The organism is Olsenella profusa F0195 (assembly GCF_000468755.1).
In the GTDB taxonomy this organism is placed as follows: domain Bacteria; phylum Actinomycetota; class Coriobacteriia; order Coriobacteriales; family Atopobiaceae; genus Olsenella_F; species Olsenella_F profusa.
On the sequence record NZ_AWEZ01000017.1, the window covers coordinates 13,975 to 30,649 of the forward strand.

The 16,675-nt window shown below is 66.4% G+C and carries 14 protein-coding genes; 13 read left to right on the forward strand and 1 reads right to left on the reverse strand.

What is annotated here, in order from left to right; translation table 11 throughout:
- Window positions 1-2: 2 nt before the first annotated feature.
- Window positions 3-1,163 (reverse strand): pyridoxal phosphate-dependent aminotransferase, encoded by a 1,161-nt coding sequence (locus HMPREF1316_RS02195; protein WP_021725260.1) that lies wholly within the window; start codon window positions 1,161-1,163, stop codon window positions 3-5.
- A gap of 210 nt (window positions 1,164-1,373) precedes the next feature.
- Here HMPREF1316_RS02195 and HMPREF1316_RS02200 point away from each other — a divergent pair, with 210 nt between their 5' ends.
- The 13 genes from HMPREF1316_RS02200 (at window position 1,374) to HMPREF1316_RS02260 (ending at window position 16,648) form a co-directional block, all read left to right on the forward strand.
- Window positions 1,374-2,105, forward strand: coding sequence for an amino acid ABC transporter ATP-binding protein (locus HMPREF1316_RS02200; RefSeq protein WP_021725310.1), 732 nt, complete (start codon window positions 1,374-1,376; stop codon window positions 2,103-2,105).
- A gap of 9 nt (window positions 2,106-2,114) precedes the next feature.
- Window positions 2,115-2,999 carry a transporter substrate-binding domain-containing protein gene (locus HMPREF1316_RS02205; protein WP_021725297.1) on the forward strand — a complete coding sequence of 295 codons (885 nt, stop codon included), beginning with the start codon at window positions 2,115-2,117 and terminating at the stop codon, window positions 2,997-2,999.
- A gap of 18 nt (window positions 3,000-3,017) precedes the next feature.
- Window positions 3,018-3,779 carry an amino acid ABC transporter permease gene (locus HMPREF1316_RS02210; protein WP_021725341.1) on the forward strand — a complete coding sequence of 254 codons (762 nt, stop codon included), beginning with the start codon at window positions 3,018-3,020 and terminating at the stop codon, window positions 3,777-3,779.
- Between the two features lie 3 nt (window positions 3,780-3,782).
- Complete coding sequence (locus tag HMPREF1316_RS02215; RefSeq protein WP_021725268.1) at window positions 3,783-4,433, forward strand: amino acid ABC transporter permease; 651 nt, start codon at window positions 3,783-3,785, stop codon at window positions 4,431-4,433.
- Between the two features lie 41 nt (window positions 4,434-4,474).
- Complete coding sequence (locus HMPREF1316_RS02220; protein WP_021725323.1) at window positions 4,475-5,158, forward strand: cytidylate kinase-like family protein; 684 nt, start codon at window positions 4,475-4,477, stop codon at window positions 5,156-5,158.
- Between the two features lie 477 nt (window positions 5,159-5,635).
- Window positions 5,636-7,174 carry a 2-isopropylmalate synthase gene (locus HMPREF1316_RS02225; RefSeq protein WP_021725335.1) on the forward strand — a complete coding sequence of 513 codons (1,539 nt, stop codon included), beginning with the start codon at window positions 5,636-5,638 and terminating at the stop codon, window positions 7,172-7,174.
- Between the two features lie 10 nt (window positions 7,175-7,184).
- A complete protein-coding gene (ilvB, locus tag HMPREF1316_RS02230; protein WP_021725288.1) occupies window positions 7,185-8,876 on the forward strand; it encodes a biosynthetic-type acetolactate synthase large subunit in 1,692 nt (563 codons plus the stop codon).
- Between the two features lie 2 nt (window positions 8,877-8,878).
- A complete protein-coding gene (ilvN, locus tag HMPREF1316_RS02235; RefSeq protein WP_021725320.1) occupies window positions 8,879-9,385 on the forward strand; it encodes an acetolactate synthase small subunit in 507 nt (168 codons plus the stop codon).
- Window positions 9,386-9,456: 71 nt separating this feature from the next.
- Window positions 9,457-10,476, forward strand: coding sequence for a ketol-acid reductoisomerase (gene ilvC / locus HMPREF1316_RS02240; RefSeq protein ID WP_021725298.1), 1,020 nt, complete (start codon window positions 9,457-9,459; stop codon window positions 10,474-10,476).
- A gap of 125 nt (window positions 10,477-10,601) precedes the next feature.
- Window positions 10,602-12,305, forward strand: coding sequence for a biosynthetic-type acetolactate synthase large subunit (ilvB, locus tag HMPREF1316_RS02245; RefSeq protein ID WP_021725291.1), 1,704 nt, complete (start codon window positions 10,602-10,604; stop codon window positions 12,303-12,305).
- An 84-nt stretch (window positions 12,306-12,389) separates the two neighbouring features.
- Window positions 12,390-13,589, forward strand: coding sequence for a threonine ammonia-lyase (gene ilvA / locus HMPREF1316_RS02250; RefSeq protein WP_021725329.1), 1,200 nt, complete (start codon window positions 12,390-12,392; stop codon window positions 13,587-13,589).
- 71 nt (window positions 13,590-13,660) lie between these two features.
- Window positions 13,661-15,316, forward strand: a complete 1,656-nt coding sequence (gene ilvD / locus HMPREF1316_RS02255) for a dihydroxy-acid dehydratase (RefSeq protein ID WP_021725262.1) — start codon at window positions 13,661-13,663, stop codon at window positions 15,314-15,316.
- Window positions 15,317-15,433: 117 nt separating this feature from the next.
- The gene (locus HMPREF1316_RS02260) at window positions 15,434-16,648 is read left to right on the forward strand and encodes an ATP-binding protein (protein ID WP_021725331.1); all 1,215 of its coding nucleotides are present in this window, start codon (window positions 15,434-15,436) and stop codon (window positions 16,646-16,648) included.
- The last annotated feature ends 27 nt before the right edge of the window (window positions 16,649-16,675 follow it).

Here is a 16,675-nt window from a genome sequence, read left to right on the forward strand (position 1 = left end):
GCCTACACCCCCGCCCTCTCGATGGCATGAACGGCCTCGCGCAGCTGGTCGGGCGGAAGCACGAGCGCCATGCGCACGTAGCCCTCGCCCGAGGGGCCGAAGCTCGCCCCCGGCGTGACGATGACGCCCGACCGCTCCATGAGCTCGAGGACGAAGTCCTGCGAGCTCGTACGCCCTCCCGGAATCCGTGCCCACACGAACATGGAGCCGTGCGCGTTGGGCCGCTCCCAGCCGATGGCCTCGAGACCGTCACAGAGGGCGTCACGCCGTGCCTGGTATGCCAGGCGCTGGCGCTCCACCTGCTCGCGCGGGCCCGTGAGGGCAGCGACGGCCGCCGCCTGCTCGGGGTAGAACATGCCGAAGTCAACCTGGCTCCGCAGCTTGCGCACGGCGGCGACGATGTCCGTGCGCCCCACCACGAACGACAGGCGGGCTCCCGTGACGTCAAATGACTTGGAGAGCGAGAAGAACTCCACGCCCACGTCGAGCGCCCCGGGATAGCCGAGGAACGACCCGCCCGCGGGACCGTCGAAGACGATGTCGGAGTACGCGTTGTCGTGGATGACGACGATGTCGTGCTCCTTGGCAAAGGCGATGATGCGCCCGTAGACCTCGGGCGTCCCCACCGAGCCCACGGGGTTGGCCGGCAGGGAGACCACCAGGTAGCGGGCGGCGCGGGCCACATCGGCGGGGATCTCGTCCACATCGGGCAGGAAGCCATTCTCTGCCGTGAGACGATAGTAGTGAGGCGTGGCGCCGGCAAGGAGCGTGCCCGCCTGGAACACGGGATAGCAGGGGTCGGGGATGAGCGCCACGTCGCCGGGGTCGGCCAGCGCCTCGCAGGCGTACCGCATGCCCTCCTGCGTGCCGCGGCAGCTCATGACCATGTCGGGCGTGATGCCCACAACACCAAAGCGATCCTGGTAGTAGGTGCATACGGCCTCGAGCAGCTCGTCGGTGTCATGCAGGGAGTACTTCCAGTTGACGGGGTCCTGGGCGGACGCGACGAGCGCATCGATGACGTGTTGGGGAGGTCGGAAGTCCGGCGTGCCCACGGAGAGATCAAACACCGTGCGTCCCTGTGCCTCGAGCGCGCGCCTCCTGGCATTGAGCGCCGCAAACACCTCGTCACCAAACAGGTCGAGCCGCCTGGAAAACTGCATGGGATCCCCCCGGTCTCGGATTGTCCCCGCCTATTCTAGCGTGGCGCCACGGCGCACCGCATCAGCGACCGGCAAGCTTTTCAAAATGATGGCGAGACGGAAAAGGCGTGATACAAAGGGGTGCAGGGTGGTGGGCTCGGCATGCTCCTCCCCTATCTCTTATAATTGGCACTTTCTGACCGACGTGTTCGCAGAAAAGAGGCGCGCATCATGGCCAACATGATCGAGATCAGCCATCTCAACAAGTACTTTGGCGACCTGCACGTGCTCAGGGACATAGACCTCTCCGTCGCGGAGGGCGAGAAGGTCGTGCTCATCGGGCCGTCCGGCTCGGGCAAGTCCACGCTCATCCGCTCCATCAACTGGCTCGAGGAGCCCTCGAGTGGCGAGGTGCGCGTGGGTGGGGAGCTCATGACCAAGAAGAACCACCTGGCCATCACGCGCACGTACACCTCCATGGTGTTCCAGCAGTTCAACCTCTACCCCAACATGACCGTCATGGGCAACCTCACGCTCGCCCCCATCAAGCTGCAGGGCAAGACCAGGAAGGAGGCCGAGGAGACGGCCATGGCCAGCCTGGAGCGCGTGGGGCTTGCCCACAAGGCAGGCGAGTATCCCCAGAACCTCTCCGGTGGCCAGCAGCAGCGCATCGCCATCGCACGGGCGCTCTGCACCAAGCAGCCCATCATGCTGCTCGACGAGCCCACGAGCGCCCTGGACCCGGAGATGGTGAGCGAGGTTCTGAACGTCATGGTGGAGCTGGCCCAGGAGAACATCACCATGATCTGCGTGACGCACGAGATGGGCTTTGCCCGCCAGGTGGCCGATCGCGTGGTGTTCATGGACGATGGCCAGATCCTGGAGACGGGCACGCCGGAACACTTCTTCACGCATCCGGACAACCCCCGCTGTCAGGCCTTCCTCGACAAGATCCTTAAGTAGGTGGTGCGCATGCGGAATGGAAACGCCAGGGCAGACGCCCGCCCCGCCCTTACGCGCAGGGGCTTCCTTGCCGCCTGTGGTACGGCGACGGCTGCGCTTGCAGGCTTCTCGCTGGCAGGCTGCGCACGCTCGGGCGGCGCGACGGCCATGGACGGGCTCTCCGCCATCCAGGGCCGCGGCACGCTCAAGTGCGGCGTCAAGACGGACGTCCCCGGCTATGGTTACCAGGACACCGCCACGGGCAGGTATCAGGGCATGGAGATAGACATCTGCCATGAGATCGCGGCCAGCGTCTTCTCCACGACGGCGGACGATGCCCGCGCCGACAACCTCGTGGAGTTCACGGGCGTCACGGCCAAGACGCGCGGACCCCTCGTGGACTCCGGCGAGGTGGACCTCGTCTGCGCCACCTACACCATCACGGAGGCGCGCAAGAAGTCGTGGAACTTCACCGATCCGTACTACACCGACTCGGTGGGCATGCTCGTGCTCAAGTCCGCGGGCCTGAGGAGCGTGACGGACCTTGACGGGCGGGTCATCGGTGTGGGCGAGGGCGCCAACACGCGCAAGGAGCTGCAGAAGATGCTCGAGGACCAGGGCCTCGTCGACCGGGTGCACCTCTCCTTCGCCGAGTACATGGACTACCCCACCCTGGCGGCCGCCCTCGCGTCCGGCAACATCGACGTCTTTGCGATCGACCGCTCCATCCTGGGCGGCTACATGAACGACAGCAACGAGCTCCTCGAGCCCGACCTGGTCTTTGGCCAGCAGGACTATGGCGTGTGCACCAACCTGCGCTCGACGGAGCTCTCCGCCGTGTGCGAGGACGTCGTCACCCAGCTGGTGTCGTCCGGCCGCATCAATGAGCTGGCCGCATACTACCATCTGCTCTAGGAAGGGGGCTGACCAACGATGAACGAGCTCTTCAACGCGGAGCGCTGGGCCACGACACCCGCAAGCTCCGACCTCCTGTGGCAGGGCTTCCTCTTCACGATCGAGGTCTCCCTGGCGGGACTCGCCGTCTCGCTCGTCATAGGCACGCTGATCGGCATATGCTCCACCACACGCTCACGCGTGCTGCGCGCCATCGCCCGCGTGTACGTGGAGTTCTTCCAGAACACGCCCATCGTGGTGCAGGTGTTCTTCGTCTATACCGCCGGTCCCATGATCCTGCAGGCCATGACGGGGGCAGAGCACGTGGTGCGCATCGCGCCGTTCGTGCTCGTGGTCCTCTGTGTGGGCCTGTACCACGGCGCCTATGTGGCCGAGGTCATCCGCACGGGCATCGAGGCCATACCACGTGGGCAGATGGAGGGCGCACAGTCGCAGGGCTTCTCGCGCGTGCAGGCGTACCGCTACATCATCCTGCCCCAGACGTTCCGCATCATCCTTCCGCCGCTCGCGAACCAGGCGCTCAACCTCATCAAGAACACCTCGGTGCTCGCGCTCATCGCCGGCGGCGACCTCATGTACCAGGCGGACATCATCGTGTCCGACACGGGCTACCTGCAGGGCTACATCGTCTGCTGCGTCATGTACTTCCTCATCTGCTTCCCTCTGGCCATGCTCATCACGTGGCTGGAAAGGCGCAGCAAGGCCCCCCGCAAGGCCAAGCCGACCGACACCGTCGAGGCGGCCGGCGCCACTGCCCCCCCGACCGCAGAGGAGGCGTAGCGCATGGCAGCGATCTTCTCCGCAAGCAACGTGGCCTTCATGTTGCAGGGCCTGCTCAACACCATCATCATCTCGCTCGCCTCCATCCTTTTGTCCATCATCGTGGGCACGGTCCTCGCCCTCGCGAAGTCGTACTGCACGGGCCGCCTGCGCTGGGTCAGCTGGCTCGTGAGCGCCTACATCGAGCTCTTCCGCTGCACGCCCAACCTGCTGTGGATCCTCATCTTCCGCTTCACGGTGCAGGGTGACAACGTCGTGATCTCCATCCTCGCGTTCACGGTGTTCACCTCCGCCGTCATGGCCGAGATCGTGCGCGGCGGTCTCAACGCCATGCCCACAGGACAGTTCGAGGCGGCACAGTCGCAGGGCTTCGGCTTCTTTGCCACCATGCGCTTCGTCGTGCTGCCGCAGACGTTCAAGATGATCGTGCCCGCGCTCTTCAGCCAGTGCACGACCGTCATCAAGGACACCTCGTACCTGCGCGGCATCGACGTCCATGAGTTCATGCGCAACTCCGCCGTGGTGATGGGCCAGGCCTCCACGCTGGGGGAGATCCTCGTGCTCTACGGCTTCGTGCTGCTCACGTACTTCGTGCTCAACTTTGCCATCTCGCTTGCCGTACGTGCCTACCAGCGTCGTATTTCCGCAGCGTAGGACTATGATGACGACAGACACCAACCTCCAGGGAGACATGTATGAGCACATCCTTTGACGACGCACGGCACGAGCTGTTCCTCCGGGGCGGGGATGACGTCCTGAACGCAGCCGCGGCCTCATCCCACGAGCCCGTGGTCATCTCCATCGCACGCGACTATGGCGCCGAGGGTCATGAGGTGGGCAAGCTCCTCTCGGAGCGTCTGGGGATCCCCCTGTACGACAACGAGCTGCTCGTGCGCTCCGCCATACGCTCGGGCATCGACGTGGATCAGATCGCCAGCTACGACGAGCGCGCCGCACACGGACCGCTCGCCTTCCTGCCCGACGCCATGGACCAGAGCACGAGGGGCGACCGCGTCTTCAAGGCCATCAGGCAGGTGATCATCGACCTGGCCAGCTCCCAGGACTGCATCGTGGAGGGACGCCTCTCCGACTACATCCTGCGCGGCAGCCCCAACCTCATCACCGTGCTGGTGACGGCCCCGCTCGAGTGCCGCGTGAAGATCGTGGGCGACAAGCGCGGGCTCAAGAGCCACGAGGCGCTGGCCCTGGTGAGACGCATGCAGCACCAGCGTGAGCGCTTCTACACGCGCTACTCCGCCGGCAAGTGGGACCTGTACATGGACAAGGATCTGATCGTGGACCGATCGGTGTTTGGCGTGGAGGGCTGCTGCGACATCATTGCCGCAGCGTACCAACGCAAGGTGCGGACGGTGCGCTGACGGCACGGAGGGTCGCGGCCAAGAGCCAGCGGGCGCGGATCGGGAAGACGCAGGGACGGGCACAGGGAAACCGTGTCTCCTTTGTTTCCAAACGGAAACGCTTGGCGCCCCTGCGTGACCCGCATGGCACCATACCCATAAGGTATCGGAGCGGTCGATACGAACGGTCGAGGGACTGAGCCATGTCACAGGTAGAGCTTGCATACGCACGGATTGCCGAGCGCGTCGGACGCGCCGCGAGCGATTGCCGTGCGCGAATTCTACCTGGCGTCCCCGACCGACTACTAGCCTAGCCGCTCGCATTCGTCGCCCTGTCGCGTCGCACCCCGCACGCAGACAAAAACGGCTCCCCGGCACCGAGCACCTCCTCACGTCACGACAAGACAAACGGCATACCGCGGTCCGCAGCGCCCTTGGCACCATGCCCCCGGTTCGGCAGGCGACCAGCGTCAGACTCATCTATCGGGAGGACCTACCATGACACGCAAGATCGACATCTTCGACACCACCCTGAGGGACGGCGAGCAGTCGCCCGGCGCGTCCATGAACACCGAGGAGAAGCTCGTCATCGCACAGGAGCTGCTCCGCATGCACGTGGACGTCATCGAGGCGGGCTTCCCCATCTCGAGTCCCGGTGACTTTCGCTCCGTGCAGGAGATCGGCAAGCTGGCCGGGGACGATGCCGTCGTCGTCGGCCTCACGCGCGCCGTGGACAAGGACATCGATCGTGCGGCCGAGGCCCTCGCGTGCGCCAAGCGTCCCCGCATCCACACGGGCCTGGGCGTCTCCCCTCAGCACATGCGTGACAAGCTGCACCTGACGGAGGATCAGGTCATCGAGGGGGCCATCCACTGCGTCACGTACGCCAAGCGCTACGTGGAGGACGTCGAGTTCTATGCCGAGGACGCCGGCCGTTCCGACCAGGGGTTCCTCGAACGCGTCATCCAGGCCGCCGTTGACGCCGGCGCCACCGTCGTCAACATCCCCGACACCACCGGCTACCAGCTGCCCGACGACTTTGGCGCCCGCATCAAGGGCCTCGCCGACAACGTCCGTGGCATCGAGAACGTCACCATCTCGGTTCACACCCACAACGACCTGGGCATGGCCACCGCACTCGCCCTTGCCGGCGTGAAGAGCGGTGCCCGCCAGATCGAGTGCACCATCAACGGCCTGGGCGAGCGGGCCGGCAACACTGCGCTCGAAGAGGTCGTCATGGCCCTCAGGATGCATGGGCAGGAGCTGGATGGCCACACCGACGTCGTGACCGGCGAGCTCACGCGCGCCTCCCACCTGGTGAGCCGCATCACCGGCATGCAGGTGCAGGCCAACAAGGCCATCGTGGGTGCCAACGCCTTCGCCCACTCCTCCGGCATCCACCAGGACGGCGTCCTCAAGGCGCGCGACACCTACGAGATCATCGACCCCGCCGATGTGGGCGCCGCCGGCTCCGAGATCATCCTCTCGGCACGCTCCGGCCACGCCGCCCTCAGGCACCGTCTGGGCGAGCTGGGCTACCGCTTCGACGACGCCGAGTTTGACGAGGTCTACGACCGCTTCCTCGAGATCGCGGACCAGAAGAAGGAGGTCTACGACGAGGACCTCGAGTCCATGGTGCAGGAGCGCCAGCGCGACATCGAGGCCATCTACACGCTGAACGCGCTGCAGGTGTCCTGTGGCGACCCCCTGGTGCCCACCGCGACGGCCACCATCACCGACGAGGAGGGTGACAGGCATGTGGTCTGCGCCACGGGCGCCGGTCCCGTCGACGCCGCCTACAAGGCCATCGACCAGGTCGTGAGCGTCCATGGCGACCTGCAGGAGTTTGCCGTCAAGGCCGTCACGCGCGGCATCGACGCCATCGGCGAGGTCACCGTGCGCGTGGAGGCGGCGGGTGGCAGGGTCTACACCGGCCGGGGCGCCGACAACGACATCATCGTCTCCTCGGCAAAGGCCTACGTCAACGCCATCAACCGCATGATCTCGACCACCCGCTCCAAGCAGCAGGAAGCCTAGGGGCCCGACCATGGAGAGGCTGACGGGAGCACAGGTCCTCGCCCGCTGTCTGGTGGAACAGGGGGTCGACACGGTCTTCGGCTATCCCGGGGGCACGGTGCTCGACATCTTTGACGTGCTGTACGACTACCGGGACCGCATCCGCGTGGTCGAGCCCACGCACGAGCAGCATGGCACGCATGCGGCGGACGGCTACGCCCGCGCCACGGGCAGATGTGGCGTCATGATCGCCACCTCGGGGCCCGGCGCCACCAACCTCGTCACGGGCATCGCCACCGCCTACCTCGACTCCGTGCCCATGGTTGCCATCACGGGCAACGTGAGCAACGCCATGATCGGCACGGACGCCTTCCAGGAGCTGGACATCACGGGCGTGACGCTGCCCATCACGAAGCACAACTACTTCGTGCGCAACGCGAACGACCTCCAGCGCATGCTGCGCGAGGCCTTCAAGCTCGCCTGCTCGGGTCGCAGGGGCCCCGTCCTCGTGGACATCCCCGCCGACGTGCAGCGCGCGCTCATCGGCTACCATGAGCTTGGCCCCGTGGAGGCGGACGATCCGCTCGAGCCCAGCGAGGGGTCGCTCGAGCGGGCGGCACGGCTCATCGACAAGGCCCAGCGCCCCTTCGTCTACTTTGGCGGCGGCGTCGTCTCGGCGGATGCGGGGGAGGAGGTCGTCCAGCTTGCCCGCATCATAGGGGCACCGATGGGCTGTTCGCTCATGGGCATCTCGGGCATCCCCACCGCCACGCGGAACTTCCTGGGCATGGAGGGCATGCACGGCCACTTTGCCAGCACGCGAGCCATGAACGAGTGCGACTGCCTCATCGCCCTGGGCGCCCGCTTCAACGACCGCTCCACGGGCGACCGCAGGACGTTTGCACCCAGCGGCAAGGTGGTGCATGTCGACGTGGACTCCTCGGAGTTCTCCAAGACCCTGGACGACATGGCCGACGTGCATGGGGACGTCAAGAGTGCGCTCCAGAGGCTCGTGGGGCTGGTCTCCCCCAACACCCACGAGGAGTGGCTCCGTCACGTCCACGAGCTCTCCGCCCAGGAGCGGGGCTATGCGGACTACCGCGAGGGCATCACGCCCAAGAACGTGATGGACGCCATCAATCGCGTGCGCCCCGAGGACGTTCCCGTCGTGACCGATGTGGGCCAGCACCAGATGTGGGCCGCCCAGTACCTCAGCTTCACGAGGCCACGCAGCTTCATCACGTCGGGGGGGCTGGGCACCATGGGGTTCGGCCTGGGGGCGGCCATCGGCGCCTCCCTCGCCACACGGGGACGATCCCTGCTCGTCACGGGCGACGGCTCCTTTGCCATGAACATGGCCGAGCTCGTCACGGCAGCCGACTATGGCGTGCCCGTGACCATCGTGCTGCTCAACAACGGGACCCTGGGCATGGTGCGCCAGATGCAGTCCCTGTTCAGGAAGGGGCGCCATGCCAACACCACGCTCGACCGCAGGGTCGACTACGTGGCGCTCGCCCAGGCGACGGGCACGGAAGGCACGCGCGTGGACACGATCGAGGACTTCGAGCGGGCCCTCGCCGACTCGCTCTCGGCGGACGGCCCCACGCTCATCGAATGCCCCATCGGCATCGACGAGTTCGTGACGCCCGTGCTGCAGATCGGTGCCTCGATGGACGACCTCATCGTCAACATGGACGACGTGCGCGCCAGGATGGGGAGGTAGGCATGAGCAGCTATAGCATCGCCATCATGGTGCGCAACGAGTACGGTGTCCTCAACCGCGTGACGAGCATGTTCCGCCGCCGGCAGTTCAACATCACGGGACTCACCGTCTCGGAGACCGAGACGGAGGACCTCTCGCGCATCACCGTGCAGTTCGAGGGCGAGCGGCGCGCCAAGAACCAGCTCGTGGCCCAGCTTGCCAAGCTCCCCGACGTCATCTCGTACAAGGAGTTCGATCCCGAGGACTCCATCAGCTGCGAGCTGCTGCTCATCAAGATGGCCAACGAGGAGAGCACGCGCTCCCAGGTGCTCGATGCGGCGGAGGCCTTCCACGCCAAGACCGTGGACTACACGCGCGACTCCATCGTCTTCCGCATCGCAGGAGGCACGAGACGCATCGACAACTTCATCGACCTCATGCGCGACTTCAAGATCCTCGAGGTCTGTCGCACCGGGGTCGTCTCGCTCGAGCGCGGCCCATCCGTCATGCGCGACGTGGCCACGCTCTAGGGGTAACTCCGCCGTACACCAGCGGCGTCGTTATGGATTGGTACTGTAGGAACGGCGAAAGGAAGCGTTTCATGGCATTCAAGATGTACCACGAGCAGGACGTCGACATGTCCAAGCTGGACGACAAGAAGGTCGCCGTCATCGGCTATGGCTCCCAGGGCCATGCCCATGCGCTGAACCTCAAGGACTCCGGCGTGGACGTCAAGGTTGGCCTGCGTGAGGGCTCCGCATCCAAGGGGCGCGCCGAGGAGCAGGGCCTCACGGTGGTCTCCAACGCCGAGGCGGCAGAGTGGGCCGACATCATCATGATCCTCATCAACGATGAGTACCAGGCCAGGATGTACCGGGAGGACATCGAGCCCAACCTCTCGGAGGGCAAGACCATCGCCTTCGCCCACGGCTTCAACATCCACTACGGCTGCATCGAGGTGCGCCCCGACTGCAACGTCATCATGGTCGCCCCCAAGGCCCCCGGCCACACCGTGCGCTCCACCTACGTCGAGGGCAAGGGCGTCCCCATGCTCGTCTGTGCCCATCAGGACGCCACCGGCGATGCCTTCGACCTGGCACTGGCCTATGGCGCCGCCATCGGCGGGGCACGGGCGGCCCTGCTCGAGACCGACTTCAGGACCGAGACCGAGACCGACCTCTTCGGCGAGCAGGATGTACTCTGCGGCGGCGTGACCGACCTCATGGAGGCTGGCTTCAACACGCTCGTCGAGGCCGGCTACGACCCCCGCAACGCCTACTTCGAGTGCATCCACGAGATGAAGCTCATCGTCGACCTCATCTACGAGAGCGGCTTTGCCGGCATGCGCTCCTCGATCTCCAACACCGCCGAGTACGGCGACTACACCGCCGGCCCCCATGTGGTGACGGAGGCCGCCAAGGAGGGCATGAGGTACAACCTCAAGCGCATCCAGAACGGCGAGTTTGCCAAGGAGTTCCTGCTCGACATGTCCGACGAGAGCCATCAGGTGCACTTCAAGGCCCTACGCCGCCAGCAGGCCGAGAGCCTCATGGAGCAGACGGGCAAGGAGATCCGTGCCCTGTACGCCTGGAACGACGAGGACAAGCTCCTCAACAACTAGCATGGTGGCGCCTGGGCATCCGGGGGATGACCAGGCGCCTGTGCGCGCGGACGTGTCAGACAAGGCGGTTCCTCGGGCACAAGGCGCCTCGCCGGCGCAGGAGAGACACGCGGGAAGGGGCGCGCATGGAGCTGACAGGTGCGCAGATACTCATCGAATGCCTCAAGGAGCAGGGAGTCGACAGCGTCTTTGGCTACCCGGGTGGCACGATCCTGGACGTCTATGACGCCCTCTTTGAGACGCCCGAGATCCACCACTACCTCACGAGCCACGAGCAGGGTGCCGCCCACGCGGCCGATGGGTACGCCCGCTCCACGGGTAGGGTGGGCGTATGCCTCTCCACGTCGGGCCCGGGCTGCACGAACCTCGTGACCGGCATCGCAACCGCCTACATGGACTCCTCCCCCATCGTTGCCATCACCTGCAACGTCTCCCGGAAGCTGCTGGGCAGGGACTCCTTCCAGGAGGTGGACATCACCAGCATCACGAGGCCCATCACCAAGTGGAACCGCGTGGTGGACGATGTGCACGACCTCGCCGACGTGGTCCGCCAGGCCTTCCTCGTGGCCAGAAGCGGACGTCCCGGTCCCGTGCTGCTGGACATCACCAAGGACGTCACCGCCGCCACCTGCGCGTACGAGGCCGTCCCTACCGAGGAGCATCGCGTCTTCGAGCTCCCCAACCGGCTCTCCAAGCGCCTCATGGGCAGCCTCAACACGCAGGAGCCCAACCCACAGGACGTGGACACGCTCGTCGCCATGATCGAGGAGGCCGAGCGTCCGCTCATCGTGTGCGGCGGCGGCGTCGTGCGCAGCCGTGCGAGCCGGGAGCTCAACGCGTTCGCCAACCTCGTGGATGCACCCGTCGCCATCACGGTCATGGGTGCGGGCGGCTTCCGTGGGAGGGACCCGCTCTCCACGGGCATGATCGGCATGCACGGCTCGCAGGCGTCCAACATGGCCGTGGACAACTGCGACCTGCTCGTCGCCGTGGGCTGTCGCTTCTCCGACCGCGTGGCGCTGCAGCCCTCCACGTTCGCGCACCAGGCCAAGATCGTGCAGGTGGACATCGACAGCACCGAGATCGGCAAGAACGTGCGCTGCGACCATTCCGTGCTGGGCGACGCCAAGACCGTGCTCGCCATGGCCAACGAGCGCCTGGGACAGCTGCACCACAGGCGCTGGAGGCAGTTCGTGCTCTCCTTCCCCACCGAGACGCAGTACGAGGAGGGCGGCGACCACCTCACCCCCAAGCAGGTCAACGAGATGGTCGCGCGGCTGTGTCCCGAGGACACCATCGTCGCCACCGACGTGGGCCAGCACCAGATGTGGGCCATCCAGCACTTCCACTATGACTACCCCGGGCAGCTGCTCACCTCCGGGGGCTTCGGCGCCATGGGCTTCGGCCTGGGCGCCGCCATCGGCGCACAGGTGGGCAACCCCGGCACCTGCGTGATCCATGTGACGGGCGACGGCTCCTTCCGCATGAACTGCAACGAGTTGGCCACCGTCGAGCACTACCGGCTGCCCATCATCACCATCGTGTACGACAACGCGGTGCTGGGCATGGTCCATCAGTGGCAGACGCTCATCTACGACGAGCGCTACTCCCAGACCACGCTCGACCGTCCGCCCGACTGGGTCAGGCTCGCCGACGCCTATGGCCTCACGGGCAGGCGCGTGAGCACGATGGAGGAGCTGGAGGTCGCCCTCACGGAGGCCCTCGCCTGTGGGCACGGCTACGTGATCGATGCCATCATCGACCCGGACGAGATGGTGCGTCCCATGGTTCCGGCGGGCCAGCACATTACCAACTTCCTGGCCATCTAGTGGTGCCGTCGCATCCGGCCAGGAAGGGCGATGCATCCGAGCGCCTCGCGCGCCGCAAGCGACCAGCCAAGGAGGACACGCCCCATGCTGTCACTCGACAAGATCTACCATGCCGCCTACGTCCTCAAGGGGGTCGCTCGCAGGACCGACCTCATCCCAGCCTCCAACATCATCCCCGAGGTGCCCGACCTCTTCCTCAAGACCGAGAACCTCCAGGTGACGGGCTCGTTCAAGCTGCGAGGCGCCTACTTCAAGATCAACCAGCTCCCCAAGGAGGAGCTCGCCCTGGGCGTCATCGCCTGCAGTGCCGGCAACCATGCCCAGGGCGTGGCGCTGGCCGCCACCCGCCTGGGCGTGAGGTCCGTGGTCTGCATGCCCGACGGTGCCCCCATCATGAAGGTGGAGAACACCCGGCGCCTGGGAGCGGAGGTGCGCCTCGTCCCCGGCGTCTACGATGACGCACACGACGAGGCCGTGCGCCTGCAGGAGGAGACGGGCGCCACCTTCGTGCATCCCTATGACGACGAGGACGTCATCGCGGGACAGGGCACCATCGGCCTGGAGGTCATGGACCAGCTCGAGCATGCCGAGGCCGTGGTCGTCCCCGTGGGCGGTGGCGGGCTCATCTCAGGTGTCGCCTGTGCGGTCAAGAGCCTGAACCCCGCATGCAAGGTCTACGGCGTGCAGGCCGAGGGCGCGGCGGCCATGGCCGCCGCCTTCCACGCCGGGGCCTGGTCCGCGTCCGACGAGGCCACCACCTTTGCCGATGGCATCCAGGTGAAGGTCCCCGGCGAGACCACCTTCCAGATGGTGCAGACGTACGTGGACGACATCGTGACCGTGAGCGATGACGAGATCGCCGCCGCCATCCTCGCCCTCATGGAGAAGCAGAAGCTCGTGAGCGAGGGAGCCGGGGCCACGCCGGTCGCAGCCTGCATGTTTGGCAAGCTGCCCGTGGAGGGCAGGCGCACCGTCTGCATCGTGAGCGGTGGCAACATCGACGTCAACATCCTCTCGCGCGTCATCAACCGCGGCCTGGCCATGAGTGGTCGCAAGGTGACGATGGGCATCAAGCTCACGGACAAGCCGGGCCAGCTCACCGAGGTCAGCGGCATCATCGCAGGCCTTGGCGCAAATGTGGTCTCGGTTGACTACGACCTCTCCGATCCCGACCTTCCCATCTCCTCGTGTACGCTACGCGTGGGCATGGAGACCAGGGACCAAGAGCAGATCGATCAGATTCGCACCAAGCTCCAGGAGTCGGGCTTCAGGCTCGTCGACTAGGGGGAGCGCCCCTGCGGGGCAAGAGGACGCGGTGGCACGGGAGTGCCGCCCACGCAAAGGAGAGCATGCACATGAAGAGTGACGCGATAAAGCTTGGACCGGAGGCGGCGGCCCACCGCTCCCTCTACAACGCGCTCGGTTGGACCGAGGAGGAGGTCGCACGCCCGCTCGTGGGCATCGTGAGCTCCTTCAACGAGGTCGTCCCCGGCCACATGAACATCGACAAGGTCTGCGAGGCCGTGCGCATGGGCGTCGCCGAGGCCGGTGGCATGCCGGTGGTCTTTCCCGCCATCGCCGTGTGCGACGGCATCGCCATGGGCCACACGGGCATGAAGTACTCCCTCGTCACGCGCGACCTCATCGCCGACTCCTGCGAGTGCATGGCGCTGGCGCATGGCTTTGACGCCCTCGTCATGATCCCCAACTGCGACAAGAACGTGCCTGGCCTGCTCATGGCCGCTGCCCGTCTCAACCTGCCCACGACGTTCGTCTCGGGCGGCCCCATGCTCGCCGGCCATATCGATGGCCACAAGACGAGCCTCTCCTCCATGTTCGAGGCCATGGGGTCCTACACCGCCGGCAGGATCGACGAGGCCAAGCTCCACGAGTTCGAGCGCAAGGCCTGCCCCAGCTGCGGTTCCTGCTCGGGCATGTACACCGCCAACTCCATGAACTGCCTCACCGAGGTCATCGGCATGGGCCTGCCGGGCAACGGCACCATCCCCGCCGTGTACTCGCGCCGCCTGCAGCTGGCCAAGCACGCGGGCATGGCCGTCATGCGAATGCTCGAGCAGGGCGTCACCGCGCGCGACATCATGACCCGCGAGGCCTTCCAGAATGCCCTCACCGTGGACATGGCCCTGGGCTGCTCCACCAACACCATGCTGCACCTGCCCGCCATCGCCCACGAGTGCGGCCTTGAGATCGACCTCGCCGCCGCCAACGAGATGAGCGAGAGGACGCCCAACCTCTGCCACCTGGCCCCCGCAGGCCCCACCTACATGGAGGACCTCGACGAGGCGGGCGGCGTCCCCGCCGTCATGGCCGAGCTCGACCGCGCGGGCCTCATCAACCGCGACTGCCTGACGGTCACGGGTCACACCGTGGGCGAGAACATCGCCCACGCGCACACCAACGACCCCGAGGTCATCCGCACCATCGACAACCCCTACTCCCCCACGGGCGGCATCGCCGTCCTGCGCGGCAACCTCGCGCCCGACGGCTCTGTGGTCAAGCGTTCCGCCGTGGCGCCCTCCATGCTCACGCACGAGGGCCCCGCCCGCGTGTTCGAGAGCGAGGAGGATGCCCAGGCCGCCATCAACGCCGGCAGGATCAACCCCGGCGACGTGGTGGTCATCCGCTACGAGGGCCCCAAGGGCGGTCCCGGCATGCGCGAGATGCTCAACCCAACCTCGGCCATCATGGGCAGGGGCCTGGGCGAGAGCGTCGCACTCGTCACTGACGGGCGCTTCTCGGGTGCCACGCGCGGCGCCTGCATCGGCCACGTCTCGCCTGAGGCGGCGTCCGGCGGCCCCATCGGCATCGTCGAGGAGGGTGACACCATCGCCATCGACATCCCCGCCTGCACGATCGAGCTCAGGATCGGCCAGGAGGAGTACGATCGGCGCATAGCCGCCTTTACGCCCAGGAAGAAGGAGCTCTCCGGCTATCTGCGCCGCTACGCTCAGCTCGTCTCCTCAGGCGCCACGGGGGCCGTGCTCGACTAGCGCCTTCGACGTGCACGCCTGCGTCACGTACGGAAATTCCCACCTGGGCACACGCAACATGAGACGACGAAACCGTACACTTTGCATCGAGCGCCCATATATCAGAGGGGACGAGGGATGACAGAGGACGAACGCAAGGAGCTCTGCATGCGCATGAGGACCCTCGTGGTCTTCCGCGCCGTGCTGGATGACCCCGTGATTGCGGCCCTGGTCGACACGCTCGGCATCGCTGCGGGCCTCGGCCACGATGACGCGCCCCTCGCCGAGGCCTACGCGGGCTTCGTCTCCGAGCTCTTCGCCACGGGCACCTGCTCGCTCGGTGCCCACGTGCAGGAGGTGGTCCTGGATGACGAGAACGTCTATCTCAGGCGCAGGGGCGCGCGGGCAGAGGTCCCGCGCGTGCTGGCGGATGCCGCCGACGCCGAGTTGCAGACGCTCGCGCGCCTTGCGGCGCTCACGCCGGACGACCTTCTGACACACGTGCCGACGGAACTGCGCGGCACGCTGGCGCGCTATGAGGTGGAGCGCACGGACCTGGTGGGCATCTACCGCGAGCGCCTGGCGGACATCCATCGCCATGGCTTTGGCGTCTATGCTCGCCACCACGTCTTTCGCATGGACGATGCCGGCCAGGTCGTACCCGTGCACCATCCCGACCCCATCCGCCTCGCCGACCTTGCGGACTACGAGCGCGAGAAGGGCATCATCCTCGACAACACGCGGGCGCTCCTCGCGGGCAGGCCGGCAGCCAACATCCTGCTCACCGGCGACGCCGGCACGGGCAAGAGCTCCACGGTCAAGGCCGTCGCCAACGAGCTGGCGTCCGAGGGCCTGCGCATCCTCGAGGTGCACAAGGAGCAGCTCCACCGGATTCCGGGGCTGCTCGACGAGCTCACGAAGAACCCGCTCTGCTTCGTCATCTTCATCGACGACCTCTCGTTCGCGCGCGACGACGACAACTTCGCCGCACTCAAGGCCATCCTCGAGGGATCCGTCTCGGCGAAGTCGGCAAACGTTGCCATCTATGCCACGAGCAACCGCCGCCACCTGGTGCGGGAGACCTTCTCGGATCGCGAGGGCGATGACGTCCACCTCAACGACACGCTGCAGGAGATCGTCTCGCTCTCGGATCGCTTTGGCATCCACGTCTCGTTCCACAGGCCCGACAAGGCCACATACCTCGACATCGTGCATCAGCTTGCCGAAGCGGACCACGTCACCATGGACGAGGGGGAGCTCGACCTGCTCGCCGAGCGCTTTGCCACGAGGCGGGGCGGACGCTCCGCCCGCGGCGCACGTCAGTTCGTCGACTCGCTCGTCGCACGCCAATAGGGCCACGTCACCGCGGCCCACCGCATG

Bases quoted from the DNA above. Each gene is read 5' to 3' on its own strand.
- HMPREF1316_RS02195 (WP_021725260.1), bottom strand. From the start codon at position 1,163: ATGCAGTTTTCCAGGCGGCTCGACCTGTTTGGTGACGAGGTGTTTGCG.
- HMPREF1316_RS02200 (WP_021725310.1), top strand. From the start codon at position 1,374: ATGGCCAACATGATCGAGATCAGCCATCTCAACAAGTACTTTGGCGAC.
- HMPREF1316_RS02205 (WP_021725297.1), top strand. From the start codon at position 2,115: ATGCGGAATGGAAACGCCAGGGCAGACGCCCGCCCCGCCCTTACGCGC.
- HMPREF1316_RS02210 (WP_021725341.1), top strand. From the start codon at position 3,018: ATGAACGAGCTCTTCAACGCGGAGCGCTGGGCCACGACACCCGCAAGC.
- HMPREF1316_RS02215 (WP_021725268.1), top strand. From the start codon at position 3,783: ATGGCAGCGATCTTCTCCGCAAGCAACGTGGCCTTCATGTTGCAGGGC.
- HMPREF1316_RS02220 (WP_021725323.1), top strand. From the start codon at position 4,475: ATGAGCACATCCTTTGACGACGCACGGCACGAGCTGTTCCTCCGGGGC.
- HMPREF1316_RS02225 (WP_021725335.1), top strand. From the start codon at position 5,636: ATGACACGCAAGATCGACATCTTCGACACCACCCTGAGGGACGGCGAG.
- ilvB (WP_021725288.1), top strand. From the start codon at position 7,185: ATGGAGAGGCTGACGGGAGCACAGGTCCTCGCCCGCTGTCTGGTGGAA.
- ilvN (WP_021725320.1), top strand. From the start codon at position 8,879: ATGAGCAGCTATAGCATCGCCATCATGGTGCGCAACGAGTACGGTGTC.
- ilvC (WP_021725298.1), top strand. From the start codon at position 9,457: ATGGCATTCAAGATGTACCACGAGCAGGACGTCGACATGTCCAAGCTG.
- ilvB (WP_021725291.1), top strand. From the start codon at position 10,602: ATGGAGCTGACAGGTGCGCAGATACTCATCGAATGCCTCAAGGAGCAG.
- ilvA (WP_021725329.1), top strand. From the start codon at position 12,390: ATGCTGTCACTCGACAAGATCTACCATGCCGCCTACGTCCTCAAGGGG.
- ilvD (WP_021725262.1), top strand. From the start codon at position 13,661: ATGAAGAGTGACGCGATAAAGCTTGGACCGGAGGCGGCGGCCCACCGC.
- HMPREF1316_RS02260 (WP_021725331.1), top strand. From the start codon at position 15,434: ATGACAGAGGACGAACGCAAGGAGCTCTGCATGCGCATGAGGACCCTC.